Origin of the sequence: Bradyrhizobium sp. CSA112, from assembly GCF_029051645.1 — a bacterium.
Taxonomy (GTDB): domain Bacteria; phylum Pseudomonadota; class Alphaproteobacteria; order Rhizobiales; family Xanthobacteraceae; genus Bradyrhizobium.
Window position 1 is genome coordinate 23,922 of record NZ_JAACFS010000039.1, and the last position, 22,021, is coordinate 45,942.

Sequence of the window (22,021 nt, forward strand, 5' to 3'; positions counted from 1 at the left end):
GCAACGGCTCGCAACCTCCTTGCGACAGCGGCGTTGTCGGCGAATACCCACGGAGGCACGCACCATGCGGAACAAGGCGCCAAACTCGCAAAGCACAAAATCGCGCGCAAAGCCCCAGCCCCAGATGCAGGCGGCCAACTCAATGCTCAATCCGGGCGATGAAGCGGCGCGCGGAACGCCCGGCACCGGCGACGACATCTGCCCCGAATGTCACGGCAGCGGCCGCATCAACGGTTCCCCGTGCCCCAACTGCGGCGGAGGCGGCACGATCACCCGCGCGATCGGCGGCGCGTAAACGGAGTAGCGGCGAGCGCAATTGCGCTCGTCATCGGGCGCACATTCGCACGATCCGTTGGCTGCGGTCCGATCGTCGCTCAACGATAAAGGCGGGCGCGCCTTATTCGATCGCGGCGGCCGCCGCCTTACGCGACCGTTCGCTTTTCCATGATCTTCCGGAAGTCGGTGGCGAGGCTCGTGTAGTAGCCGGCCAACACCTCGTAGAAGCTCTGCTGGGCCTTGTCGGTTGCCTCGCGCGCCTGCGCTTCGCAGCGCGACGCCCTGCTCTCGTATTTCTCTATCTTGATCCGAAGCTCCGCCACCACCATGGTCACTACTCCCCGCCACGCTTAACAACCGCTGATGGTATGCTGGCAGAAGTCTAAAAGATGACGGCCTTAAGGAGATTTCGCAGCGTTGCCGTGAGCAAGCGATGGCGAATCGTGAGCAGCCTATCGCGCCGGCACCGATGCCGGCGGACGCAAGGCTGACCGCGACGCGGCTGCCGGCGCAGGCTTTGCCGCGACGCGCTTTCCGCTGTCGATGGACTCCAGGTAGGACGTCAGCGCCCAGGCCGAGCTCGAACCGCTGGAATAGTGCTTTTGCAGGAACAGATAGAGCGTGAGGTGGAATCGGCCCTTGGAGAGCCCGCGCGGGCTGCGATGGCAGGACGCGCAACCTTCGGCAAATAGTTTCGGCGCCGGTTTGCCCTGATCGAGATTCTGGGCGCCGATCGCCGCGCCGCTTAACGCGGCCATGACCGCAACAACAAGCAGAGCGCAGCCCGTCTTCTTTGGCGACATCAAATTCTTACCCGTGCATGGAGGGATGGGCTGCCTGCCCGCCGCGGCTCGCATCAGCGACGTCGGAGGCGAAGCGCAATCTGCGGCCCACCCGTGGCGAAAAGTGGGCTGCGCTTCCGCCATCATGGCGCTCGGCTCAGAGCGTGACGGTAATCAAACCAAGGCGACCAATTGGCCGCCTTGTTGCCAGAAGATGGCCTTCAGTATGGCGGCTTCTTCCGCTCCCGCTGCGCCCCTGCCGCCTCCATCCACCACACGAGATCATCGGCAAAACGCGGAAACGCGTGCGCCAGCGCCTTGCCGCCCTCGCCCGTCGGCTTGCCGTCTTCGGTGAGCGTCTGCGCGATCGGCCCGACCGCGATCGAGCTCGAGATTACCACCATGCCCATTTCCGAAAGCGTGCCGTGCCATGCGAGCGCGGCGCGCGCACCGGAGAAACGGCCGGCCGAATAGCTCGCGATCGCCGCAGGCCGCCAGAACCATTCTTCGAGAAAATGGTCGGTGAGGTTTTTCAGTCCGGGCTGCATGCCCCAATTGTATTCGCCTGTCACGAACACAAAGCCATCGGCGCCGCGGATTTGGCCCGCGAGTTTTTCCAGCGCGTCCGGAGCGCCGCCTTTCGGATATTCCTTGTACATCCGGTCCAGCATCGGCAGGCCGATCGCCTTGGCATCGATCAGCTCGACATCATCACCGCGTGCACGAAATCCCTCGACGACGAATTGCGCGAGCCGGATGCCCATGCGGTCGGAACGGTAGGAGCCGTACAAGACGAGAATGCGGTTGCTCATGAGACCTCAACCTTAAGACATTGGTTCATGCAGTCGAACCATGCGGGCCCTTCCCATGCAAGGCCCACGCCCGCCCGCCAATGAACCTGAGGGCCGCCGCGTGCTGAACCAAGCCAACAAAAAAGCGGCCTTGCGGCCGCTTCGTTGCAATTGCGCGTCCGGCTTTACCAATAACCGGGCCCGTCATAATAGGCGTAGGAATCAACATAGGGCGCGCCTGCAATGGCGGCCGCCGTTCCGACCGCTACGCCGGCCGGAAGCCCGACGGGGCCGGGCCCGTAATAGACGCGAGGCCCATAATAGCCACGGTAGTAGCTATAATCATAGCGGCTCGGGGTACGCACGCCGTATCCGCCGAGCAGATAGTCGGAGTTCGGGTGGGAAAACCCGACCATGCCGGGCTCTTGGGTTGCCTCCTGCGATATCGCAGGTGTTGCGAGCGCCGCCGTCGCAAGGATCGCGGCCGCGCCAAGCAGTGTCAGTTTCGTCATTGCGCAGTCTCCATCTGAAGATGAAGAGCGAACGGACGAGCCGAGATGCTTGTTCCGGAAGCCGATTCACAGCGCCGTGATTTTCACGATTTCGGCAAGAGAAAAGGCCGACGGGCATTACGCCGCCGGCCTTCTCTTGCAACTGCCGGCTCGGGAGGTCCGGTTCCGCTGCGATTCCATGCCTAAAGTTTGACCACTACAGCATTAATAAAATCTTAATGACCGGCTGTGAGGTGCATCACGGATGGGCAGAACCTTCTGGCGCTAGCTTCGTACCAATAAGAGTAGTCTCGTTTAAGCGCAGGAGGCCAGCATGACCCAGGTCTATTTCCATTGCTCCAACTCTCGGGAGGTCCGGATCGACCGGTCCGGCGAAGCGGTGAGCGATCTCACCGAGGCGCGCGACCGCGCCGCCTGCATCGTCCGATCGCTGATCATGGGACGCGATGCGGAAGATTGGCGCGATTGGGTCGTGCATGTCAGCGACGATTTCGACGACGAGATCTTCGTGCTGCCTTTCGCCTTCGTCCTCGGCAAGCCGCACTAACAAGCCGCACTAAGAGGTCGCCATGCTGCCGGCGCGCCCACCCTACATGCCGTTGCTCCGCCGCCTCGGTGCGATCATGGCGCGGTGCCGCCGCCTGATCGAACGCGCCCGCGACCCCTATCGTCCGGAGCGTCACTACATGCGCGGCCCCGGCCCGAAATGGCACGCCAGGCATCGCGTCGACATCGCAGGCGTGGCCGTCTGAGGCCTGTAATCTTCCCTACCGGTTCCAGCGTCCGGAACCCGCGGCCCCAACCTCTTCACGAGATCGCCTTGCTTTGGTCAAACCTCGCTGGCCGTGTGATGACTTGGGCAGAGGGTTTTCGACGCAGCAAAGCATGCTCCCCGCCCCGATGCGGGTGCCATTGGACTGAGCAAGGGACCGCCAATGCAATCCACGCCAAAAGACACCGATCCGCACGACGTTTTTGCGATCGAGACGCTGCTCGCCGCGCATGCCGAAAAGGCGCCGCATGCCGAGAAGGCGCCACCGCTGGCGCACGATCCGGCGGCCCCTCCAGCGGCGCCGGAGGTCCAAGTCGCGGCGAAGCCGCAAATTCACGGCGCGGCGAAGCCGCAAATTCACGGCGCGCCCCAGATTTCGGTCGGCGCGCCGATTCCGCAGGTCGAGCCGACGTTTCGCGCCACCGATGTGCGCGATATCAAGATTAACCGCGATATTCCGGTCGAGAGTGTCAGGCCGGCCGAGATCAAGGTCGATGGCCTCAAGGTTCTAGACGAACGGCCGATCGGCAAATGGGCGAAGCGTGTCTTCATGGCGCTGCTGGCCCTTTGCGGCGCCATGGCTGCCGCGGGCTGGCAGCATTATGGCGATGAGGCCAAGGCGATGGCCGCCGAATGGGCGCCGCCCTTCGTGCTGGCTGCACTGCCGTCGGCAGCCCGGCCCGCTGTCGACGAGCAGCCGAACGTGCCGGCCACTGAAGCCGCCGCAACCGATCAGGCCGCCGCGCAACCGGCGGCGGTGCCGGCAACGGCAGCACCGGCGCAACCCGAACTCGCCGCGACTGCTGCGGCCGCCCCTCCTGCTGATACCGCTCAGTTGCATTCGATGGCGCAGGACCTCGCCGCGATGAGCCAGCAGGTCGAGGAGCTGAAAACCACCATCGCGCAGCTCAAGGCAAGCCAGGCGCAAATGGCGCGTGAATTTGCCAAAGCTTCGGAGGCCAAGGCTTCGGAGGCCCGAGCGGCCGACGCCAGGCCGCCCGAGCAAAACCTGCGCCCCAGAGTGTCGGCGCTGACGCCGCCTCCGCCGCGGCCGGCTGCACCGCCGCCCGTGCGCAAGCCGAAGCCGGCCTATTCCTATTCGCCTTCCTACTCGCCTGCGCCGATCGCGGCCGCTCCCGCAGCGCCGCCAGGGCAAGCTGCCGCGCCGCTGCCGCCTCCGCCGCCGCAGCAAACGATGGCCGATGATGGTGCGCCGGTGGTGCGCCCGCCGATGCCGCTGCGGTAAGTAACTGCCTTCCCCGGCTGCGGCACGCTTGCGGCGTGATGCGCTGCTGATCCAGGGCCCATGTCGGTCATAGCTCCCGGCTCAGCAGACCAACGCTGCGGGACAAGCGGAGACGTGCCAATCCGCTAGCTCTGATGCGGTCCTCGCATCAGCTTCATGGCGTCTTCGATATGACGCCACTCCGTGGCTTCCTCGATATCGCCCTTGCTCTCGCAGGCCTGTGCATTGTGTGCGGCTTCGGCGATCGCGGTGAGGCCGTGCTTCTCCATCATCTGGCGCGCAATCGTATGGATCTGCATTTCCGACATCATGTCGCTCTCCCAGGGTTCCAACAGTCTTACGCCGCAGCGCTTCGATCGTCGCGGCTTCGTCCGTGAGAACTGCCGAACCGAAAGTCCCGTTCCTCCGGCTGTGACCGATAATTTTCAGACAGGTTGACGGACCGGTTCCACCTGCGGTCGCACCCCCGTATTATCCCGTCCGCAATCTCCCCGAATATTAAGTGGCTCCACCGCCTGCTATTTTTTCAGCGTGAATCGCAATTGCGGGAGTCGGATATGGCCAGAGTCTATTTCCACTACTCCAATTCCGAGGGCGTATGCGTCGACCGGCGCGGCACCGCCGTCGGAAACCTGACCGAGGTGCGCGACCACGCTGCCCGCGTCGTGCAGTCGCTGATTACGGCGCAGGGCCCGGAAGACTGGCGCGACTGGACGCTGCATGTCAGCGACGATCTCAACGACGAAATCTTCGTCCTGCCTTTTTCGTCCGTGCTCGGCAAGCTGCATTGAGAGGTCGCCATGCTGGCCGCCATGCAACCCCTTCTCCGACGCCTGACCGGGATCGTGATCCGTTGGCACCGGCTAATCGTAATTGCCCGCAATCCCTACCGGCCCGAGCTGCATTACATGCGCGGCCCCGGCCCGAAATGGCACGCGAAGCATCAGGGCATTCTGTAGCCCGCACTCCCGTAGGATGGGTGGAGCGAAGCGACACCCATCATCTCGCTTCATGGTCGCGATGGGTTTCGCTTTCGCTCTACCCATCCTACAAATCCCCCAATTCCGGCGGCTCGAACCAGTTCGTCAGCGACAGGCCGCCATCGACCACGATCGCGGCGCCCGTCACGTAAGCCGATATCCGGTTCGACAGCACCGCCAGCGCCAGCGGCGCAAGGTCCTTGGCCTCGCCAAGCCGGCCGAGCGGAATGTGTCTTGCGAGCGCGGGATCGGCGACGAAGCCGCCGGCCGCGATCGCGCCGGGCACCAGCGCGTTGACGCGGATGCCGAAGCGGCCGAACGTCTTGGCCATTTCCTTCACTAGCATCGAAAGGCCTGCCTTCGATGTCGAGTAATGCGGCAGGTTGCGCGGCGTGCCGGCATGCAGCGAGGTCAGCAGCAGGAACGAGCCGGGCTGCTTGTCGGCGATCAGCTTTCGCGCCAGTTCACGCGAGAGGTGGAATCCGGCCTCAAGATTCACCGCATGCATCTGCGCCCAAATCTCCGTGGTGACACCGAGCGCATGATCGCTCTCGCGCCGCGGCGGCGATGCGCTATGCACGAAATGGGTCACGCATCCGACGGCGGCGGCAGCTTCCGCCAGCAACGCCGTGCGCGCCGAGGCATCGGCGAGATCGCCGATCCAGGGCACGGCGAGCTCCGGCCGCGGCGAAGCGTTGACGGCCGCCTTCACCGTATCCCGGTTCACGTCGGCGAACACCGTGCGCACGCCCTCGCCGACCAGGGCCTGCGCGATCGCGCGGCCGATCCCGTTGCCCGCGCCGGTGACGAGCGCCGCCTCGCGCGCAGGGTCGAATGGTGTATTCAATAAACTCATGCTCGTGTCTCCCCGGGCCGTCATGGCCGGGCTTGTTCCGGCCATCCACGTCTTTCTTACACGCTAGCAACAAGTGCGTGGTGCCCCGGATCAAGCCCGGGCACGGCGAAATCTACATTGGCGTGACGCCTTGCACCGTTTCAATCGGCGCACCACCTGCACCGCTAGGTTGCTTTCACCTTGCCAGGAACCATCCTAGTCTCTCTCTGTAACCGGCGGGCTCACCAGCATGCAAACCCGCGTTCGAAAGTTCGCCCACGTTCTGGAGCGCCTTGGGCTTGCAATGGCAGGCGCAGCGAGCGGGTTGTTTGTGGCGGCTCTGGTGGGAACGAGCCATTCCGCACTCACCAATCAGGCCTTCCTGCTCCTGATGATGGTCGGTGGCGCCGTCGGCTTTTACCTCGGCATCGATACGCCGGCCCACCCCCTCAGCGCATCGCACGGCGGGCCCGGTGGCGTCTGGGACGGCCAGGTAGACACGCCGGAGTTGCTCAGCGCGGTCGGCACCTTCCTCGCGGCATTCTCCGCGTTCGCCTGCGTCGGCGTGATCGTGCTGCGCCACGATCCGCATCTGGGATGGATACTGATGATCATGGTCGGATGGGTGGTCGGCGTCACCATGCAGATCATCGCCGGCACGATCGCCCGCCTGCGCCGTTGATCGGCCCGACCGCCTGACCTTCAGCTCTCGTCTTCCAGCGTCAGCACCAGACCCGTCAGCGCCGCGCCGATGCCGAACATCAGCCCGTAGGTCGTCACCAGCATCAGCGTGGTCTGAACAGGTGCGCCGCTTTTTGCAACGAGGTCCCTGACGTGGAAGGCATCGACCAGGCCGAGCACCAGCACCAGCGATAGCCCAAGCGCCACACCCATCAGGAAATGGGTAAGCAGTGCATTGAAGAGTGACTTTTGCGGACGCATGGGCGCCGGGCCCTCGGCATGATGCCAAGCAAACGCACGGCCGAAGGAACTGGTTCCTCAGGGGAGAACAGAATTTGTCCGGTACTGCGGCGCATCAGCGCCCCGCGTTTGCGGAAAATTAAGCAAGCGCCGGTACGTCCACCGGCATTCCCAATAATTTCCACAATCCTTTTAGGAAGAAAGCACTCGCTTTCGAGATAAGGAGAATTTCCCATGCGGTTGGGGCAAGCGATCTTCTTCGGTTCGGCGGCCGCCCTCCTCACTTTGGCAGCGCCGACACTCGCCAGAAATTCCAGTACGAATTCGCACACGGCAAAAGCAACCGAGGCGCCCACGTCTGCCTCCTGCCATGCCTATCAGCAGGCGGCTGACGGTTCGTGGACGCAACTGCCTTGTCAGCAGATGGACTCCAAGACGCCGGCCCAGCCCCGCTCCGCTGCGAAGAGCGCGACCAAAGAAACGCAGTAACTGCGTCGTGCGTCGTCATTGCGAGGAGCATAGCGACGAAGCAATCCATGTCTCCGCGTTCGGCGCTATGGATTGCTTCGCGGAGCCTGTCATCCGGTGGCGCTTCGCGCCGACCGGGTGGCTCGCAATGACGATGGGGATCGCCGCAGCCTAGGCCACCGCCCTGCCCAGCCAATCGTCGAAACGCGTCGGCATGATCCGCGCGCCATCATCCGGCACCAGCGTGCGCAGCGCGAGCGGCGCGCCGAAATACGGCACGTCGGCGCTCGCTACGATCCTGCTGGTATCGCCCTGCTTGCGAAGCCAGCGGCCGACGAAGTCCGCAAGCGGAGCTGCTTCAGGACCCGCGACATCGCGGATGCCATTGGCGGGCTCGCCGAGGGTCACGTCGGCCAGCGCGATCGCCACCTCGTCGGAAAGCAACGGCTGCATCAACTGGCTGGAGACATGGACCGCACCATCCCTGCGCCCGGAATCCGCGATCGCGCCGACGAATTCGAAGAATTGGGTGGCGCGCAGGATGGTGTAGGCCAGCCCGGAGTTCGCGATCAGCCGCTCTTGCGCCAGCTTGGCGCGGAAATAGCCGCTGCTCTCGAGCCGGTCGGTCCCGACGATCGACAGCGCGACGCAATGCCGTACGCCGGCCTGCTTGGCAGCCGCGACCAGGTTACGCGTCCCCGTCTCGAAGAAGTGCAGCACCGCCTTGTCCTCGAACGAGGGCGAATTCGACACGTCAACGGCAACGTCAGCGCCCGAAAGCGCCGGTTGCAGACCCTCCCCGGTCACGGCGTTGACGCCCCTGCTCGGCGACGCCTGCAGCACTTCATGGCCGCGCGACCGGAGCAGAGGTGCCAATTTCGAGCCGATAAGGCCTGTGCCACCGATGATAACGATCTTCATTTCCTCGCTCCTCTATCTTCTGAAGCCGCGGCACTCCGGGCCACATCACCAAGACGAAATGGAACGGGCCGGCGTGACAAGCCCCACTGTAAACCCCGGATTAATTCGCACCACCTATACTGGTGGCCTGCACATCCGTACCAGCGCAAATGGCCTAAAATCCCATGAAAATCGGCACCCTCCTCACTGCTGCCATCGTCTCACTTTCCGCCGTCGGCGGCGGGCTCGCCGTCTATGTGGCGGTTTCGAAATACCAGACCATGGACAAGGTCTCGGTGGCGCAGAGCCGGCTGGAGGTGGTGCGGGCCGTCGGCGATATTCCGCGCTACATGAATCCCGAGCGGGGCTTTGCCACGAACATCATGTTCGGACCTCCCACTGTGGATCCAAAACTGCTCGCCGAACTCGACAAATATCGCAAGAACACAGATGGGGCGCGCGACAAGATGAACCGGGTCAAGGCGACCCTCGCGGGCGCGATCGACGACAGCGTCGCGGTCGGCAGCAGCATCGATGCCCTGAATAGCCAATTCGCCGCGCTGCGCGCAGCCATCGACAAGTCCCTCACCGGTCCGCCGGAAGCCCGCCGCGATGCGGCCAGGAAGATTGTCTCCGACAACTCCGCATTCAACAAGGCTGTCACGACGCTGCTCGACGAGCAGGTGCGCAAGATCGCGCTGCTCGACGGCACTGCCTACCGGCAAGCAAGCTACGCCAATATTGCCTGGACGCTACGCGACGTCGGTGGTCTGAACTCCAGCCTGCACAAGAATCTCATCGGCGCCAACCGGGTAGCCACTGAAGTCGAGAAGATGGAGATCAGCCGCTCGCAGGGGCGAAACGATCAAATTTTGATGTCGCTGCAGGAATTGCGCGGCAATCCCTCTACGCCGGCCAATGTGGCCGCGGCGCTCGACAAGATGAACGCAGCCTATGTCGATCGCTTCGGCAAAGAGCTGAAGCTCGTCAAGGATGGCGCCATCAGCGGCAAATATGAACACGATATGGAGACCTACTACGCAGAGACGCAACTCGGTCTTGCGTCGATCATTACGGTCCGCGACGCCTTTTACGACAACGCGGAACAGGTGCTCGGCGAAGCCTATTCCTCCGCGCGTTTCAGCTTCCTGATTGCGCTCGCGGGCCTGGTCGCGGTTGCCGCCGCCAGCGCCGCGCTGATCGTGATGGTGCGCCGCCGCGTCTGCCGTCCGATCGTCGACCTCACCGCCACCATGTCGCGGTTGGCCAGCGGCGACGTATCCGGCGAAATCGTCGGGGCCGGGCGCGGCGACGAAATCGGCGCGATGGCTTCGGCGGTACGCGTCTTCAAGGACAACATGATCGAGGCGGAACGTCTCGCCGCCGAAAAGGCCGCCGAAAACGACGGCAAGATGCGCCGTGCCCAGGTGCTCGACGAACTCACCCGCGTTTTCGAAGCCAAGGTCACCGAGCTCGTCGGCGGGCTGTCGTCGGCATCGTCAGTCATGGAAGACACCGCACAGTCGATGTCATCGACGGCAACCCTCACCAACCGCCAGGCGGCCATCGTCGCCGCCGCTTCCGAACAGACCTCCGGCAACGTGCAGACGGTTGCGAGCGCCACCGAAGAGCTGGCCTCCTCGATCTCGGAGATCGGCCGCCAGGTCGCGCAATCGACCGAAATCGCCGCCCGCGCGGTCGAGAACGCGCGCCGCACCGGCGACACCGCCCGCTCGCTCGCCGAAGGCGCGCAGAAGATCGGCGACGTCGTGACGCTGATCCAAAGCATTGCCGCGCAGACCAACCTCTTGGCGCTGAACGCGACCATCGAAGCCGCACGCGCCGGCGATGCCGGCCGCGGCTTTGCCGTCGTCGCCTCCGAAGTCAAATCGCTGGCCGGCCAGACCGCAAAGGCCACCACCGAAATCTCCGAGCAGATCGCCGCGATTCAGGCGGCGAGCGACCAGACCGTGACAGCGATCCAGAACGTCGCCAACGTGATCGGCGAGATCGACCAGATCGGCACCGCGATTGCGGCCGCGATCGAGGAACAGGGCTCCGCGACCAAGGAAATCTCCCGCAGCGTGCAGGAAGCCGCACGCGGCACCCAGGAGGTCAATTCCAACATCACCGGCGTCCAGAAGGCCGCCGACGACACCGGCGCCGCCGCCAATCAGGTGCTCGGTGCGGCCGAGCAATTGTCCTCGCAGTCCAAGGATCTCGCCGGACAAGTCAACCGCTTCCTCTCGGAGGTGCGCGCGGCGTAAGCCTGACGGCCGAGTTCCGGTCCGAAAGCCGCGCGCAAGTTGTAGCGCCATGCGTTACGGCTTTCCCTGCCCCGCCGTAAATCGAACAGAAATGCTGCCTAGCGAATGCGCCTCCTACGCGGGGGCACACTTGAACAAGAAACTGAAATATGTCGCCGCGGCGATCGTCGTCTTTACCGCAGCCGTCTACGTCAACAACACCAATCATCTCGCTGCGCATCGGGACGGCAAGCCCGTCCTTCTCGCGCATCGCGGCATTGCCCAGCGCTTCGACGAGCGCGACCTTAAGGACGACACCTGCACCGCAGCGCGAATGCTACCGCCAATACATCAGTATCTGGAGAACACGATCGATTCGATTCGAGCCAGTTTTGCGGCCGGCGCCGATATCGTCGAGCTCGACGTTCATCCCACGACCGACGGCGAGTTCGCGGTGTTTCACGACTGGACGCTGGATTGCCGCACCGATGGCCAGGGTATCACGCGCGAACACTCCATGGCCTATTTGAAGAAGCTCGACATCGGGCACGGCTATACAGCTGATGATGGCAAGACCTTTCCTTTTCGCGGCAAGGCTATCGGCCTGATGCCAACCCTTGGCGAGGTGCTGGAGACCTTCCCGCAAGCGCGGCTCCTGATCAACGTCAAGAGCCGCGACCCGTCGGAGGGAGAGAAGCTGGCGGCCGTGCTGAGCAAGCTTCCCGCCGAACGCCGCGCGCGGATCATGGTCTATGGCGGCGACGAGCCGGTCGAAGCAGTGCGCACGCGCATGCCGGATGTCCGGACGATCTCGCGCGCGGCCATCAAGAGCTGCCTCCTCGGCTATATCGGCTACGGCTGGAGCGGCGCCATCCCAAGGGCCTGCCATAACGCGATGGTGATGGTGCCAATCAACGTCGCCCCGTGGCTATGGGGATGGCCGGATCGCTTCCTCAATCGCATGAAGGCCGCCAACAGCGAGGTCTTCGTGCTCGGCCCCTATCAGGGCGGCGGGTTCTCGAGTGGAATAGATACATCTGAAGAGTTTGCACGGCTGCCGCAAAACTATTCCAGCGGCATCTGGACCAACGAGATCGAGGCCATCGCCCCGCTCGCGCGTAAATAGTTTGTGGTTTGTAGCCAGGATGGAGCGAAGCGCAATCCGGGGTTCTCTCCGTCAGACTGAACTATTCCCCGGATTACGCTTACGCTCCATCCGGGCTACGACTTCCGGACCTAGCTCCGCAATCCCGGCGCCTCGTGCCCGGTGCGCGCGACGTATTCGGTATACCCGCCGCCAAACTGGTGGATGCCCTCGGGCGTCAACTCCAGCACGCGGTTGGAGAGCGCGGCCAGAAAATGCCGGTCGTGCGAGACGAACAGCATGGTGCCCTCGAACTCGGAGAGCGCATTGATCAGCATCTCCTTGGTCGCGAGGTCCAGATGGTTAGTCGGCTCGTCCAGCACCAGGAAATTCGGCGGGTCGTAAAGCATCTTCGCCATCACGAGCCGCGCCTTCTCGCCACCCGAGAGCACGCGGCACTTTTTCTCGACATCGTCGCCGGAAAAACCAAAGCAGCCCGCGAGTGCCCGGAGCGAGCCTTGGCCCGCTTGCGGGAAGGAATCTTCCAGCGACTGGAACACCGTGCGCTCTCCGTCGAGCAGGTCCATGGCGTGCTGGGCGAAGTAGCCCATCTTGACGCTGCCGCCGATCGCCACCGTGCCGTCGTCCGGATCGGCGGAGCCTGCCACCAACTTCAACAGCGTCGACTTACCGGCGCCATTGACGCCCATCACGCACCATCGCTCCTTGCGGCGGATCATGAAATCGAGCCCCTGATAGATAGCGCGGCTGCCGTAGCCCTTGTGGACGTTCTTCAGGCTGACGACATCCTCGCCCGAGCGCGGCGCCGGCATGAATTCGAACGCCACGGTCTGGCGGCGCTTCGGCGGCTCAACGCGCTCGATCTTGTCGAGCTTTTTGACCCGGCTCTGCACCTGCGCGGCATGCGAGGCGCGCGCCTTGAAGCGTTCGATGAACTTGATCTCCTTGGCCAGCATCGCCTGCTGCCGCTCAAATTGGGCCTGCTGCTGCTTTTCGTTTAGTGCGCGCTGCTGCTCGTAAAATTCATAATTGCCGGAATAGGTCGAAAGCGTGCCGCCGTCGATTTCGACGACCTTGTTGATGATGCGATTGGTGAACTCGCGATCATGCGAGGTCATCAGCAGCGCGCCCTCGTATCCCTTCAAGAACTGCTCCAGCCAGATCAGGCTTTCCAGATCGAGATGGTTGCTCGGCTCGTCCAGCAGCATCACGTCGGGACGCATCAGGAGGATGCGCGCCAAGGCGACCCGCATCTTCCAGCCGCCCGAGAGCGCGCCGACATCGCCTTCCATCATTTCCTGGCTGAAGCCGAGCCCCGCCAGCGCCTCGCGAGCCCGGCCGTCGAGGGCATAACCGTCGAGCTCCTCGAAGCGGTGTTGAACCTCACCGTAGCGCGCGATGATATCTTCCATCTCGTCGACGCGATCAGGATCGGCCATCGCGGCCTCGAGTTCCTTCAATTCGCCCGCCACGAGGCTGACGGGCCCGGCGCCATCCATCACCTCCGCCACGGCGCTGCGGCCCGACATCTCGCCTACGTCCTGGCTGAAATAGCCGATAGTAATCCCCCGATCGAGCGAGACCTGGCCCTCATCGGGCGGCTCCTGACCCGCAATCATCCGGAAAAGCGTGGTCTTGCCGGCCCCGTTCGGGCCGACAAGACCGATCTTCTCGCCCTTTTGGAGAGCCGCGGAGGCTTCGATAAAAAGAATCTGGTGACCGACTTGCTTGCTGACGTTATCGAGACGGATCATTGGGGCCTGAAAAAGAGGAAATCGTTGCGGCCCGCTGCTTAGGACATCCGGTGGGTTTGTGGAAGAGGTTCCGAATACCTCCCGAAGGTTAACTCCACCTGGAAGCGGTTAACTGCACCTGTAAAGGGTACCCGCAACGGTAGTGTCACTCTGCATGCAGAAGGCTGAGAGTAATCGCTGCAAAATCTTCCAGCGTTGAACCGATCAGTGGAAACCTCGTTACTCCGCTATCTCCAACTAAAGGACGGAGTAGTTCCATGAGCGCAACAGGCCTCGAAGTATTCGACAGAACGCTCCAGATTACCAACACGTGGCTCGATGAAATCATGGCAACGCTGCCGCGCGATCGGAAGCTGGCATGGCACGTATTGGGGGCCGTGCTGCGAACCATCCGCGACCGGGTTCCGGCCAATCTCGCAGTACACCTCGGCGCGCAGCTCCCACTGCTAGTGCGCGGCACCTACTATGATCAGTGGCGGCCAAGTGACTCGCCCAAGGCATGGCGATCGTCAGACGAGTTTCTCTCGATCGTGGCGGCAGAATTGAGTTCCGTGAAACCAGTCGGCGCCGATGATGCAGTACGAGCGGTGTTTCGGGTTCTGAACCATCATGTCGACCCCCATCAGGTCGAGAAGGTCCGGCACGCACTTCCCGAAGACGTTCAGAAGATGTGGCCCGCCAACAATCAAGTTTCCTCGGCCGCCTGATGCGGCATGTGACCGCGGTTCCGCGTATCGAAGAGAACACTCGTGTTCACCGCGCGTTGTCTTGGTGCGGCAAATCCAAGCAACAACGGAGCCAGCAATGACCAAGCCTCCGCCCGTGCCGCCGGACAATCAAAGCCACAAGGGCACCGGTGATCCCAAGTCCGGCAATGCCCATGAGGTCCGGAAAGGCCGCACCCATATCGAGAATCCCCGCGAGCAGGGACAGCCCGGCAACACCGAGCAGAACACCACGCATCAGGGCTATCAGCAGGATCGCTAGTCAGGAGCGAGCACCATGTCGACTTCAACAAAGACGCCGGCCAGCATTCGCCAGGGCGGCCCGGGCGCTTCTCATGAGAATGCCAAGGAACCGCTCCACGTCAAAAAACCGCCGGCCGACGATCCGCAACGCCGGCACAGCAAAGTATCCGGCGGTGGCGGCGAGCATGATACCCACCATACGCATCATCCGGAACGCAAGGGCGGTGGCACCCATCCAGCTTCGAAGGTGACATCATGAGCACCAAGCACGTGAAACTGAAAAAACCTACGAACGCCGATATCCATCGCAATCCGCTGATCGGCGGTTCGAAGGGGGTGACAATGGCGCAGGTGACATCAGACGAATTGGAGGAGTTCGTGGGCGTCAACACCATGGAAGGCGATATCGAGAACGACACCAATCCGCAGGGCGGCATCAACAAAGCGGAAGTTCGCAACAGACGCCGCGGGCCACCGCTGGCCGATCGGGATAGCGGCCCACGGAGACCGGAGCTTCAGGGGAAGAAGACGCATGAGCAGCAACTGCGCATTCTGGAAAGGAAGCCTGATGTCCCCGATGCGAGACAAATCGAGGAGGACATTGCGCGCACACAACGCGACGGCGGCGCAAAGACCGCGAGGCGCGGCGGCCGTCAGTCGGAATTCGCGGTGAGCCGCGGCGGTCTCAACCAGGAGAGCCAGCACAACAAGCACAACAATCCGGGCCAGTCGGGCCACAAGCCCCAAAAACAACAGGGATAGAAATCATGACGCGTGGAGCACACGGAGACGGCAAGCATCTTGGCCCCGGAGCGAAGGGCAAAGGCGCCGGGACCGGTGCCATGACCGACGTGCAGGACGACCTGATCGGCGAGAACATGGTGCTCTCAAACCGCGACAAGACCGAGCATTCGCGCGATCGCGGCCAGGACAGCAAATGGGCCCAGACCGAGCAGATGAAAGACCACGCTGCAAACAAGGGCCGTGGATAGAGTGAGAGGCCTCCGAGCGTTACGATTACAGGTTGATCACACCAAGCCGCGCCGCATGCGCCACCGCATCGGTGCGGCCAGTAGCGTCGAGCTTGTCGAGCAGCGAGCCGACGTGGAATTTGGCGGTGTGAACGGATATCCCGAGCCGTTTCGCAATGGCCTTGTTCGATGCGCCTTCCGCCATCAGCAGGAGCACATCGCGTTCGCGCGGCGTAAGGATATCAGCTGGTCCGGCAACGGCTCGCGGCTCACGGGACACAAGCGCAACCGCCGCTTCTTCTCCCGGTGTCGCCAGACGGATGCCGGCTACGCCACCGAGCAGCGATGCAAGCCGGTCCACCATCGCGATATCTTCGATCTCGATAGCGACCACAATAACCGGCGGCATCTCGGGGCTCACTGTTCCGCCCTTTCGCCGATCGTGAGCGTGATCCGAACCGGCTCGCCGGCCCGCCTAATCGTCACATCGACGACCGAGCCGACGCTGTCGGGGCCGAGCGCGCGCAGCAGTGATCGCACGTCTGAGAGCTTCTCGTTGTTCCAGCCGACGATGATGTCGCCTTGCCGAATCCCGGCGGCGGCCGAGGGCCCTGCTCTGTCGACAGTCATCACCATCGCGCCGACGCCGTCGTCGAGTTCGACGGGCTGCAATCCCACACCGAGATAGCCCCGCGCTATCCGGCCATGCGTCTCGAGCCTCCCGGCAACCCGGTCGATGGTGGCGCTGGGAATCATCAGAATCCGTCGCACGCCCTGGACTGCCATGCCGATGGCTTGGCCGGAAGCGTTGAGCACAACGCCGCCCTCATGGCTACGCCGCAGCCGCACGTCCAGCTCGATCCTCGCGTCGATCTCGCCACCCCTCATGCTGCGCCAGCGCTCGCCGACCAGCGATACCATCCCGAGCGCCGCAGTTGTAACGCCCTGCTCGGCGGCAACGACGACCGATAGCGAGCCGAGATCCGGGATGACGGACGAGAGCGCGATCGGTGCACTATTCCCATCGAAGCGCAGCAACGCAATGTCGGTCGTATGATCGCGTCCCGCGATGCGGGCCGGCAGACTTGTGCCGTCAGACAACCTGATCGAGACTTCACCCTCGTCAGCCAAGGTCTCATCGGCCGTCACGATCAAGCCGGACTTCCAGACAAAGCCGGAGGCTCGCGAACGATGTGAATGCACCGAGACAACAGCGGATTTTGCCCGGGCAATGATATCGGCAAGAGCTGAGGATAGTGACGGAAGGACGGATGCGGTCGGGTCGGTCATGGCGAAAACTCCTGGATCGTTTGAATCTAATCTGGGAGTTCGGGTGGCGTTCGGGAACTAGCCTGATGGGGAGGCAACGGGACGCATTTTCGATCCGAAAGCGCCTGTTGCCCCGTCACCGCCTCGCCGGAATCACAGCTTTCGAGTGTCAGCGTCAAGTCGACAACCCATGCGAACATTCTTGGAAGCTATCTAAGAGTGACTCTAAGAACCTTTCCATTAGAGGAATCGCCTCTCTGTCGCGTATGCGTCGCTGCATTGCGCTGACTTCCAAGGCGCAATGAAGTGCGCTCGCAGGTTGGGGTGGAACCTTGAAGTCTCGTGATTTGCTGCCGGTCGCCGCGTTGGCGACCGTATCCGTATTGGCGTTGTGGCCACAGGCCTCGTTCGCGCAGTCAAGCTCGTCGCAATCCGGGGCACAGTCGTTGCCCGCCGTGGTCGTCGGCGCGCCGGAGGCCCGTCGCCGTGCCACATCCTCGGAGCGGCGGCAGACAAGGCGCGCAACGCAGACGGCGCAACCAACGAGGCCGCAGCCACAGCGCGGGCTCGAGGTCGTAGAGAATCCTCGCGGCGCGGTCCAGGGTTACGTCGCAGGCCGCTCGATGGCGGGCACCAAGACCAACACGCCGATCATGGAGACGCCGCAGTCGCTGTCGGTCATCGGCAGCGAACAGATTCGGGATCAGAAGCCCGGCAAGTTCGATGAGATCCTGCGCTACACGCCGGGCGTTGTCGCCGGGACGTTCGGCGCCGACACCCGCAACGACTGGTTTCTGATTCGCGGCTTCAAGTCGGAGGACGTCGGCCTGTTCCTCGATGGGCTGCAGCTCTTCTACACGTCGTATGCGAGCTGGAAGCTGCAGCCGTTCAACCTCGCCCGAGTCGAGGTGCTGCGCGGCCCCTCCGCCGTGCTCTATGGCGGCTCCAGCCCGAGCGGCATCGTCAACGCTGTCAGCAAGACGCCCCCGGTGGGGCCGATCCGCTATCTCGAGACCGGCGTCAATAATTTCGGCAACGCCTATCTATCTTTCGATTTCGGCGGGCCGGTTGCGACGCAACCGGAGAACGGTAAGCTGTTCTATCGTGTGGTCGGCCAGGTCCAGAACGGCGGCACGCAAGTCGATTTCACGCCCGACAATAACTACTTCATCGCGCCGTCCGTCACCTACAAGCCGGATGGAGACACGACGTTCACCGTGCTGGCTTCGGCGTCGAAGCAGGATACGCGCGGCATTAACTTCCTGCCGTATGTTGGAACGGTGGTCGATGCACCCTTTGGGCGTATTCCGACAAAGCGGTTCGTCGGCGATCCCAGCGTCGATACGTTCAAGCGCGAACAGGAGATGATCGGCTATCAACTCGAGCGCAACCTCTCCGACAGCGTCACATTCCGGCAGAATGCCCGCTACGCGCACGTTGACATCACGTATCGCGGTTTGGTCGGCAATAGCTATACCAACATAGCCACCGGTGACCTCGGTCGCTATAATTGGTACGCGAAGAACACCGCCAAGCAGGGCAATCTGGACAACCAGTTGGAGTATCGCTTCGATACCGGCCCCGTGCAGCACACGATGCTATTCGGCCTCGATCTAAAAGCCTATCGGATCGACGACTATCAGCTCTTCGGCGGCGGCGTGCCTCCGATCAACATCTTCAATCCCGTATATGGCGTCGGCGACATTCCGTTCACGGGCAACCCCTTCCGCAATTTCCTCATCACTCAGAATCAACTCGGCACCTACGTTCAGGATCAGATGAAGTTCGGCGGCTTCACGCTGGTATTGAGCGGCCGCAATGACTGGGTATCGACAAGCCAGGCTGATCGTCCGAGCGGCGCCACGCTGTACAACCGCGAGGACAGCAAGTTCAGCGGCCGTGCCGGCCTGATCTACAATTTCGCCAACGGCCTTGCGCCCTATGTCGCCTACGCGACCAGCTACAATCCGATCATCGGCCTCAACGCTTCGAACCAGCTGTTCTTGCCGGAAACAGGCGAGCAGGCCGAGATCGGATTGAAGTTTCAGCCTAACGGCTTCAACGGCCACTTTGGAATTGCCCTGTTCGATCTGAAGCGGAAAAACATGCCGACGACAGTCCCGAACACCACGCCGGTTCTGCAGAACCAGACCGGTGAGATCACCTCGCGCGGTCTCGAGCTGGAAGCCGTGGCTCAACCCGCACCCGGCCTGAAGCTGGTTGGCGCCTTCACCACCTACGACCTCTTCACCAGCAAGGACGCAAATCCGGCCCTGATCGGCCTGACACCCACCAACACGCCACAACAGACAGGATCCCTCTGGGCTGACTACACGTTCCAGGAGGGGCCGCTGCGGGGCTTTGGTTTTGGGGGCGGCGTGCGCTATGTCGGAAAGTCCTTTGCCGACACCGCGAACACGCTAATCGTTCCTTCTGTAGTGCTCGGTGACACGACGATCCATTACGAATGGCAAAACTGGCGCGCGGCATTGAACGTTATCAATATCGCCGACAAGACTTACGTCGCCAGTTGCGCATCTGATACGTCCTGCTTCTACGGGGATCGGCGCCGCGTGACGGCGAGCCTCGCCTACAAGTGGTAGGAGCGATCGAAGGGAGGTTACCCTGAAAGCCAAAACCGTTCGCATCTGGTCGGTGGTTCACACCTGGAGCAGCCTGATATCGACGCTGTTCCTGCTGCTGCTGTGCATCACCGGCCTGCCGCTGATCTTCCATCATGAGATCGACGAACTGCTCGGTTACGATCCGAAGCCTGAGATTGTCCAGCCGGGCGCGGTGAAGCGGAGCATCGACGAGATCGCCCGCACGGCGCTGGCGAACGATCCCGGTCGCGTCCTCCAGTACATCCTGTGGGACAAGGACGAACCGAACAACGTGATCGCCTTCACCAACAACAAGGTCGATGGCGATCCGGATGCGGCGACGCTCAGGGCGTACGATGCCCACACCGCCAAGCCGCTCGGCTCGGTCGGCGGCGGCCCGATGCTGATATTCCTCAAGCTCCACGTCGATATGTTTGCCGGCCAGCCCGGCAAGCTGTTCCTCGGCGCGATGGGCTTTTTATTTCTGGTCGCGATCATCTCCGGCGTGGTGCTGTACTGGCCGTTCACGCGCCGCCTGAGCTTTGGCACGCTGAGGGACAAATCCCGCCGTATCGCCTGGTTCGACTGGCACAATCTGTTGGGCGCGGTGACCATCGCATGGGCGCTGGTGGTGGGTGCCACCGGTGTCATCAACACGCTCGCCGAGGTGATGCTGAGCCAATGGAAGGCCACCGAACTGGCTGACATGGTCAAACCCTATGCCGGCAAGCCGCCGCCGGTGCATCTGGCTTCCCTCGACAGGACGCTGGAAAATGCACGCAAAACCGCGCCGGACATGAATGTCTCGTTCGTCGCCTTCCCAGGCACGCCGTTCACGAGCTCGCATCATTTCGCGGTATTCATGCGCGGCGACACGCCGCTGACATCGCGGCTGCTCAAGCCGGTGCTGCTGGATGGCGAAACCGGGGAAGTATCCGATGCGCGCGATCTTCCCGTCTATCTCAAGGCGCTGCTGGTCTCGCAGCCGCTGCACTTCGGCGACTATGGCGGCATGCCGCTGAAGATCATCTGGGCGCTGCTCGATATCATGACGATCGTCGTGATCTGCAGCGGGCTCTATCTATGGATCGTCAAGCGCCGCAAGCACCGCAGCCACGCCATCGCGGGGCAGCCCTTGTTGCAGCCGTCCGAATGACCGCGGCGCGCAAATCAAGATCCAGCGGCAATTGGTGGACCGTGTATGGCGGCCCGCTCCTGCTCAGCGTACTCTCGATTGCGGGGCTATTGACGGCGCTGCTCTCCGAAGGCGCCGGCCGCTATTTTTCCTGGATCGCCGTTGGCGCGCCCGTCGCCATTACCGCGTGGTTTTTCGCGCGGCGTAAGCGCGCCTGAAATCCGCGCGCCGCGTCAGCTTTGCGCTTCCTTGATCGGGAACATCTCCGGGCGTGCAACCGTTAGCCGCCAATCTCTGAGGGAGTTCCCAATGAACTGGAAGGGCAAATGGCGCAATCAATACGGTTCAACCGTCGATATCACCGACGATGCCAACCACCGGATTGCCGGCACGTTCAAGACGGCGCTCAGGGACAGCGGCTTCTACGGGCAGGAAATCCCTATCGTCGGCATTCACCAGGGCGATTGCATCAGCTTCGTCGCGGGCGGCAAGACGCCTGCGGGTGATGCTGCGGTCTCCTATACCGGGCTCGTGCGTGACGGAAAAATGGAGACGATGTGGTTCGTGGTCGCGGATGCCGCGATCAAGGCGGCGGAGGAAGGCGCGCCCGGCAGAATCGAAAAGCTGAGCTGGTGGCGCTCGATCTTCACCAATGCCGATACGTTTGAGCGCGTGGTACGATGACTTGTTTTCGTATCGTCGACCTGCGCCACTTCTTTCGCAGGTATTCCGGGCCTGGATAATGCGCTAAGCCGGCCGCATCAGTTTCAGCGTGGCAGCCAGGCGCAGGCTGCGCTTGCCCGCCAGCGCAATGGCTTCGAGTTCAGCACCCGCTTCGTTGCAGGTGCCGGTAAAGCCGATGCCGACCTCATGGCCGCCGAACACCGGATTTTCGCCTTTCGCCGGCGTGTGTTCCTGGTTGAGGATCTCGCCCTTCCAGCGGCCGTCGGCCGACGAGTAGGAGCCGAGATAATAGAAAAAAGCGTCGCCGCCGAGGATACGGCCGTCCAATAGCAGCATGACGCCCGACAGGCCCGCGTCGATACCGTCAAGCGCACGAAGCTGAAGGGAATAGAGCCCGTTGACGATGCCGCCCTGCCCGACAGTGCCGACCGGAGGCAATCCTTCGTCGTCGAGCCGTGTCAGCTCAGCCCAGAACAGAGCGCCGGGCCGTGGCGCGGCGCTGCCCTCAAAACGAATCTTGTTGCCTCTCAGCTTGCCTCGCACACTGATGGCGGCGACGTCGGTATCCATCAGCGGCTTGTAGTGGGGATCGTCATTGTGGCGCTGGGTAATGACCTCGCCGATGATTTCCCCGCCGCTCTCCTCGTAGGTGCCGAGATGGGCAAAGGCCGAATTGCCGCCCAGCAGCTTGCCATTGTGCATGCACATGATGCTGCGGCCGAACGCGTCGTTCACGCCGTACTCGACCTTGTAGAGCCCATTCAGCAACGAAGGTGTCCTGCCTTTGTCAAAATCATCTCGCG

31 protein-coding genes are annotated in these 22,021 nt (G+C 62.7%); 19 read left to right on the forward strand and 12 right to left on the reverse strand.

The window, feature by feature from the left end:
* Nucleotides 1-64 precede the first annotated feature (64 nt).
* A complete protein-coding gene (locus tag GWE18_RS35700) occupies nt 65-295 on the forward strand; it encodes a hypothetical protein (protein WP_275190405.1) in 231 nt (76 codons plus the stop codon).
* 127 nt (nt 296-422) lie between these two features.
* Here the strand turns inward: GWE18_RS35700 and GWE18_RS35705 are convergent, their stop codons facing one another.
* The 4 genes from GWE18_RS35705 to GWE18_RS35720 all read right to left on the reverse strand — a co-directional run bounded on the left by GWE18_RS35705 (nt 423) and on the right by GWE18_RS35720 (nt 2,361).
* Entirely contained in the window at nt 423-605 is a 183-nt protein-coding gene (locus tag GWE18_RS35705) for a hypothetical protein (RefSeq protein WP_275190347.1), read from the reverse strand.
* Between the two features lie 123 nt (nt 606-728).
* Entirely contained in the window at nt 729-1,079 is a 351-nt protein-coding gene (locus GWE18_RS35710; RefSeq protein ID WP_275190348.1) for a hypothetical protein, read from the reverse strand.
* Nucleotides 1,080-1,279: 200 nt separating this feature from the next.
* Complete coding sequence (locus tag GWE18_RS35715; protein ID WP_275190349.1) at nt 1,280-1,870, reverse strand: NAD(P)H-dependent oxidoreductase; 591 nt, start codon at nt 1,868-1,870, stop codon at nt 1,280-1,282.
* Nucleotides 1,871-2,034: 164 nt separating this feature from the next.
* A complete protein-coding gene (locus GWE18_RS35720) occupies nt 2,035-2,361 on the reverse strand; it encodes a hypothetical protein (RefSeq protein WP_275190350.1) in 327 nt (108 codons plus the stop codon).
* Between the two features lie 313 nt (nt 2,362-2,674).
* Between GWE18_RS35720 and GWE18_RS35725 the strand changes: the two genes are divergently transcribed.
* From GWE18_RS35725 to GWE18_RS35735, 3 genes are all read left to right on the forward strand, one after another.
* A complete protein-coding gene (locus GWE18_RS35725) occupies nt 2,675-2,908 on the forward strand; it encodes a hypothetical protein (protein WP_275190351.1) in 234 nt (77 codons plus the stop codon).
* Nucleotides 2,909-2,930: 22 nt separating this feature from the next.
* Nucleotides 2,931-3,113, forward strand: a complete 183-nt coding sequence (locus tag GWE18_RS35730; protein ID WP_275190352.1) for a hypothetical protein — start codon at nt 2,931-2,933, stop codon at nt 3,111-3,113.
* 183 nt (nt 3,114-3,296) lie between these two features.
* The gene (locus tag GWE18_RS35735; protein ID WP_275190353.1) at nt 3,297-4,379 is read left to right on the forward strand and encodes a hypothetical protein; all 1,083 of its coding nucleotides are present in this window, start codon (nt 3,297-3,299) and stop codon (nt 4,377-4,379) included.
* Between the two features lie 125 nt (nt 4,380-4,504).
* Here GWE18_RS35735 and GWE18_RS35740 read toward each other — a convergent pair whose 3' ends face one another.
* Nucleotides 4,505-4,690, reverse strand: a complete 186-nt coding sequence (locus GWE18_RS35740) for a hypothetical protein (RefSeq protein WP_057850674.1) — start codon at nt 4,688-4,690, stop codon at nt 4,505-4,507.
* Between the two features lie 246 nt (nt 4,691-4,936).
* On the opposite strand from GWE18_RS35740, the gene GWE18_RS35745 reads away from it, so the two are divergent.
* A complete protein-coding gene (locus GWE18_RS35745; protein WP_275190354.1) occupies nt 4,937-5,170 on the forward strand; it encodes a hypothetical protein in 234 nt (77 codons plus the stop codon).
* Nucleotides 5,171-5,179: 9 nt separating this feature from the next.
* Nucleotides 5,180-5,338: a hypothetical protein gene (locus GWE18_RS35750; RefSeq protein ID WP_275190355.1), complete on the forward strand. Its 159-nt coding sequence runs from the start codon at nt 5,180-5,182 to the stop codon at nt 5,336-5,338.
* 88 nt (nt 5,339-5,426) lie between these two features.
* Here GWE18_RS35750 and GWE18_RS35755 read toward each other — a convergent pair whose 3' ends face one another.
* Nucleotides 5,427-6,215, reverse strand: a complete 789-nt coding sequence (locus tag GWE18_RS35755; RefSeq protein ID WP_275190356.1) for an SDR family oxidoreductase — start codon at nt 6,213-6,215, stop codon at nt 5,427-5,429.
* A gap of 229 nt (nt 6,216-6,444) precedes the next feature.
* Between GWE18_RS35755 and GWE18_RS35760 the strand changes: the two genes are divergently transcribed.
* Nucleotides 6,445-6,876 (forward strand): hypothetical protein, encoded by a 432-nt coding sequence (locus GWE18_RS35760; protein WP_275190357.1) that lies wholly within the window; start codon nt 6,445-6,447, stop codon nt 6,874-6,876.
* 20 nt (nt 6,877-6,896) lie between these two features.
* Here GWE18_RS35760 and GWE18_RS35765 read toward each other — a convergent pair whose 3' ends face one another.
* Nucleotides 6,897-7,136 (reverse strand): hypothetical protein, encoded by a 240-nt coding sequence (locus GWE18_RS35765; protein ID WP_057850670.1) that lies wholly within the window; start codon nt 7,134-7,136, stop codon nt 6,897-6,899.
* Between the two features lie 213 nt (nt 7,137-7,349).
* Here GWE18_RS35765 and GWE18_RS35770 point away from each other — a divergent pair, with 213 nt between their 5' ends.
* Nucleotides 7,350-7,604, forward strand: a complete 255-nt coding sequence (locus tag GWE18_RS35770) for a hypothetical protein (protein WP_275190358.1) — start codon at nt 7,350-7,352, stop codon at nt 7,602-7,604.
* Nucleotides 7,605-7,754: 150 nt separating this feature from the next.
* Here the strand turns inward: GWE18_RS35770 and GWE18_RS35775 are convergent, their stop codons facing one another.
* Nucleotides 7,755-8,504 carry an NAD(P)H-binding protein gene (locus GWE18_RS35775; protein WP_275190359.1) on the reverse strand — a complete coding sequence of 250 codons (750 nt, stop codon included), beginning with the start codon at nt 8,502-8,504 and terminating at the stop codon, nt 7,755-7,757.
* 164 nt (nt 8,505-8,668) lie between these two features.
* On the opposite strand from GWE18_RS35775, the gene GWE18_RS35780 reads away from it, so the two are divergent.
* Complete coding sequence (locus GWE18_RS35780; RefSeq protein WP_275190360.1) at nt 8,669-10,750, forward strand: HAMP domain-containing methyl-accepting chemotaxis protein; 2,082 nt, start codon at nt 8,669-8,671, stop codon at nt 10,748-10,750.
* 130 nt (nt 10,751-10,880) lie between these two features.
* The gene (locus tag GWE18_RS35785) at nt 10,881-11,855 is read left to right on the forward strand and encodes a glycerophosphodiester phosphodiesterase family protein (protein WP_275190361.1); all 975 of its coding nucleotides are present in this window, start codon (nt 10,881-10,883) and stop codon (nt 11,853-11,855) included.
* A 110-nt stretch (nt 11,856-11,965) separates the two neighbouring features.
* Here the strand turns inward: GWE18_RS35785 and GWE18_RS35790 are convergent, their stop codons facing one another.
* Nucleotides 11,966-13,588, reverse strand: coding sequence for an ABC-F family ATP-binding cassette domain-containing protein (locus GWE18_RS35790; RefSeq protein WP_275190362.1), 1,623 nt, complete (start codon nt 13,586-13,588; stop codon nt 11,966-11,968).
* A gap of 257 nt (nt 13,589-13,845) precedes the next feature.
* Between GWE18_RS35790 and GWE18_RS35795 the strand changes: the two genes are divergently transcribed.
* The 5 genes from GWE18_RS35795 (at nt 13,846) to GWE18_RS35815 (ending at nt 15,548) form a co-directional block, all read left to right on the forward strand.
* The gene (locus GWE18_RS35795) at nt 13,846-14,295 is read left to right on the forward strand and encodes a DUF2267 domain-containing protein (protein WP_275190363.1); all 450 of its coding nucleotides are present in this window, start codon (nt 13,846-13,848) and stop codon (nt 14,293-14,295) included.
* Nucleotides 14,296-14,392: 97 nt separating this feature from the next.
* Nucleotides 14,393-14,575 carry a hypothetical protein gene (locus GWE18_RS35800; RefSeq protein ID WP_275190364.1) on the forward strand — a complete coding sequence of 61 codons (183 nt, stop codon included), beginning with the start codon at nt 14,393-14,395 and terminating at the stop codon, nt 14,573-14,575.
* 15 nt (nt 14,576-14,590) lie between these two features.
* A complete protein-coding gene (locus GWE18_RS35805) occupies nt 14,591-14,815 on the forward strand; it encodes a hypothetical protein (RefSeq protein WP_275190365.1) in 225 nt (74 codons plus the stop codon).
* Nucleotides 14,812-15,318, forward strand: coding sequence for a hypothetical protein (locus tag GWE18_RS35810; RefSeq protein ID WP_275190366.1), 507 nt, complete (start codon nt 14,812-14,814; stop codon nt 15,316-15,318). Before GWE18_RS35805 ends, GWE18_RS35810 begins: the two co-directional genes overlap by 4 nt.
* Before the next feature lie 5 nt (nt 15,319-15,323).
* Nucleotides 15,324-15,548 (forward strand): hypothetical protein, encoded by a 225-nt coding sequence (locus tag GWE18_RS35815; RefSeq protein ID WP_057851366.1) that lies wholly within the window; start codon nt 15,324-15,326, stop codon nt 15,546-15,548.
* A gap of 25 nt (nt 15,549-15,573) precedes the next feature.
* On the opposite strand, the gene GWE18_RS35820 is transcribed toward GWE18_RS35815, so the two are convergent.
* Both GWE18_RS35820 and GWE18_RS35825 read right to left on the reverse strand, forming a co-directional pair.
* The gene (locus GWE18_RS35820) at nt 15,574-15,936 is read right to left on the reverse strand and encodes a helix-turn-helix transcriptional regulator (protein WP_275190367.1); all 363 of its coding nucleotides are present in this window, start codon (nt 15,934-15,936) and stop codon (nt 15,574-15,576) included.
* A gap of 8 nt (nt 15,937-15,944) precedes the next feature.
* The gene (locus tag GWE18_RS35825) at nt 15,945-16,817 is read right to left on the reverse strand and encodes a S1C family serine protease (RefSeq protein ID WP_275190368.1); all 873 of its coding nucleotides are present in this window, start codon (nt 16,815-16,817) and stop codon (nt 15,945-15,947) included.
* A gap of 326 nt (nt 16,818-17,143) precedes the next feature.
* Between GWE18_RS35825 and GWE18_RS35830 the strand changes: the two genes are divergently transcribed.
* From GWE18_RS35830 to GWE18_RS35845, 4 genes are all read left to right on the forward strand, one after another.
* Nucleotides 17,144-19,399 carry a TonB-dependent siderophore receptor gene (locus GWE18_RS35830; RefSeq protein WP_275190403.1) on the forward strand — a complete coding sequence of 752 codons (2,256 nt, stop codon included), beginning with the start codon at nt 17,144-17,146 and terminating at the stop codon, nt 19,397-19,399.
* 52 nt (nt 19,400-19,451) lie between these two features.
* Nucleotides 19,452-20,555, forward strand: coding sequence for a PepSY-associated TM helix domain-containing protein (locus tag GWE18_RS35835; RefSeq protein WP_275190369.1), 1,104 nt, complete (start codon nt 19,452-19,454; stop codon nt 20,553-20,555).
* Nucleotides 20,552-20,752: a hypothetical protein gene (locus GWE18_RS35840; protein WP_275190370.1), complete on the forward strand. Its 201-nt coding sequence runs from the start codon at nt 20,552-20,554 to the stop codon at nt 20,750-20,752. The genes GWE18_RS35835 and GWE18_RS35840 overlap by 4 nt, the downstream gene beginning before the upstream one ends.
* 91 nt (nt 20,753-20,843) lie before the next feature.
* On the forward strand, nt 20,844-21,218 hold the full coding sequence (locus tag GWE18_RS35845; protein WP_275190371.1) for an avidin/streptavidin family protein: 375 nt from the start codon (nt 20,844-20,846) through the stop codon (nt 21,216-21,218).
* Nucleotides 21,219-21,281: 63 nt separating this feature from the next.
* Here the strand turns inward: GWE18_RS35845 and GWE18_RS35850 are convergent, their stop codons facing one another.
* Nucleotides 21,282-21,986: a GrlR family regulatory protein gene (locus GWE18_RS35850; RefSeq protein WP_275190372.1), complete on the reverse strand. Its 705-nt coding sequence runs from the start codon at nt 21,984-21,986 to the stop codon at nt 21,282-21,284.
* Nucleotides 21,987-22,021 lie beyond the last annotated feature (35 nt).

Bases quoted from the DNA above. Each gene is read 5' to 3' on its own strand.
- GWE18_RS35845 (WP_275190371.1), top strand. From the start codon at position 20,844: ATGAACTGGAAGGGCAAATGGCGCAATCAATACGGTTCAACCGTCGAT.
- GWE18_RS35790 (WP_275190362.1), bottom strand. From the start codon at position 13,588: ATGATCCGTCTCGATAACGTCAGCAAGCAAGTCGGTCACCAGATTCTT.
- GWE18_RS35750 (WP_275190355.1), top strand. From the start codon at position 5,180: ATGCTGGCCGCCATGCAACCCCTTCTCCGACGCCTGACCGGGATCGTG.
- GWE18_RS35815 (WP_057851366.1), top strand. From the start codon at position 15,324: ATGACGCGTGGAGCACACGGAGACGGCAAGCATCTTGGCCCCGGAGCG.
- GWE18_RS35775 (WP_275190359.1), bottom strand. From the start codon at position 8,504: ATGAAGATCGTTATCATCGGTGGCACAGGCCTTATCGGCTCGAAATTG.
- GWE18_RS35705 (WP_275190347.1), bottom strand. From the start codon at position 605: ATGGTGGTGGCGGAGCTTCGGATCAAGATAGAGAAATACGAGAGCAGG.
- GWE18_RS35760 (WP_275190357.1), top strand. From the start codon at position 6,445: ATGCAAACCCGCGTTCGAAAGTTCGCCCACGTTCTGGAGCGCCTTGGG.
- GWE18_RS35770 (WP_275190358.1), top strand. From the start codon at position 7,350: ATGCGGTTGGGGCAAGCGATCTTCTTCGGTTCGGCGGCCGCCCTCCTC.
- GWE18_RS35765 (WP_057850670.1), bottom strand. From the start codon at position 7,136: ATGCGTCCGCAAAAGTCACTCTTCAATGCACTGCTTACCCATTTCCTG.
- GWE18_RS35795 (WP_275190363.1), top strand. From the start codon at position 13,846: ATGAGCGCAACAGGCCTCGAAGTATTCGACAGAACGCTCCAGATTACC.
- GWE18_RS35740 (WP_057850674.1), bottom strand. From the start codon at position 4,690: ATGATGTCGGAAATGCAGATCCATACGATTGCGCGCCAGATGATGGAG.
- GWE18_RS35715 (WP_275190349.1), bottom strand. From the start codon at position 1,870: ATGAGCAACCGCATTCTCGTCTTGTACGGCTCCTACCGTTCCGACCGC.
- GWE18_RS35755 (WP_275190356.1), bottom strand. From the start codon at position 6,215: ATGAGTTTATTGAATACACCATTCGACCCTGCGCGCGAGGCGGCGCTC.
- GWE18_RS35700 (WP_275190405.1), top strand. From the start codon at position 65: ATGCGGAACAAGGCGCCAAACTCGCAAAGCACAAAATCGCGCGCAAAG.
- GWE18_RS35800 (WP_275190364.1), top strand. From the start codon at position 14,393: ATGACCAAGCCTCCGCCCGTGCCGCCGGACAATCAAAGCCACAAGGGC.
- GWE18_RS35725 (WP_275190351.1), top strand. From the start codon at position 2,675: ATGACCCAGGTCTATTTCCATTGCTCCAACTCTCGGGAGGTCCGGATC.
- GWE18_RS35840 (WP_275190370.1), top strand. From the start codon at position 20,552: ATGACCGCGGCGCGCAAATCAAGATCCAGCGGCAATTGGTGGACCGTG.
- GWE18_RS35730 (WP_275190352.1), top strand. From the start codon at position 2,931: ATGCTGCCGGCGCGCCCACCCTACATGCCGTTGCTCCGCCGCCTCGGT.
- GWE18_RS35820 (WP_275190367.1), bottom strand. From the start codon at position 15,936: ATGCCGCCGGTTATTGTGGTCGCTATCGAGATCGAAGATATCGCGATG.
- GWE18_RS35745 (WP_275190354.1), top strand. From the start codon at position 4,937: ATGGCCAGAGTCTATTTCCACTACTCCAATTCCGAGGGCGTATGCGTC.
- GWE18_RS35805 (WP_275190365.1), top strand. From the start codon at position 14,591: ATGTCGACTTCAACAAAGACGCCGGCCAGCATTCGCCAGGGCGGCCCG.
- GWE18_RS35825 (WP_275190368.1), bottom strand. From the start codon at position 16,817: ATGACCGACCCGACCGCATCCGTCCTTCCGTCACTATCCTCAGCTCTT.
- GWE18_RS35720 (WP_275190350.1), bottom strand. From the start codon at position 2,361: ATGACGAAACTGACACTGCTTGGCGCGGCCGCGATCCTTGCGACGGCG.
- GWE18_RS35810 (WP_275190366.1), top strand. From the start codon at position 14,812: ATGAGCACCAAGCACGTGAAACTGAAAAAACCTACGAACGCCGATATC.
- GWE18_RS35780 (WP_275190360.1), top strand. From the start codon at position 8,669: ATGAAAATCGGCACCCTCCTCACTGCTGCCATCGTCTCACTTTCCGCC.
- GWE18_RS35710 (WP_275190348.1), bottom strand. From the start codon at position 1,079: ATGTCGCCAAAGAAGACGGGCTGCGCTCTGCTTGTTGTTGCGGTCATG.
- GWE18_RS35735 (WP_275190353.1), top strand. From the start codon at position 3,297: ATGCAATCCACGCCAAAAGACACCGATCCGCACGACGTTTTTGCGATC.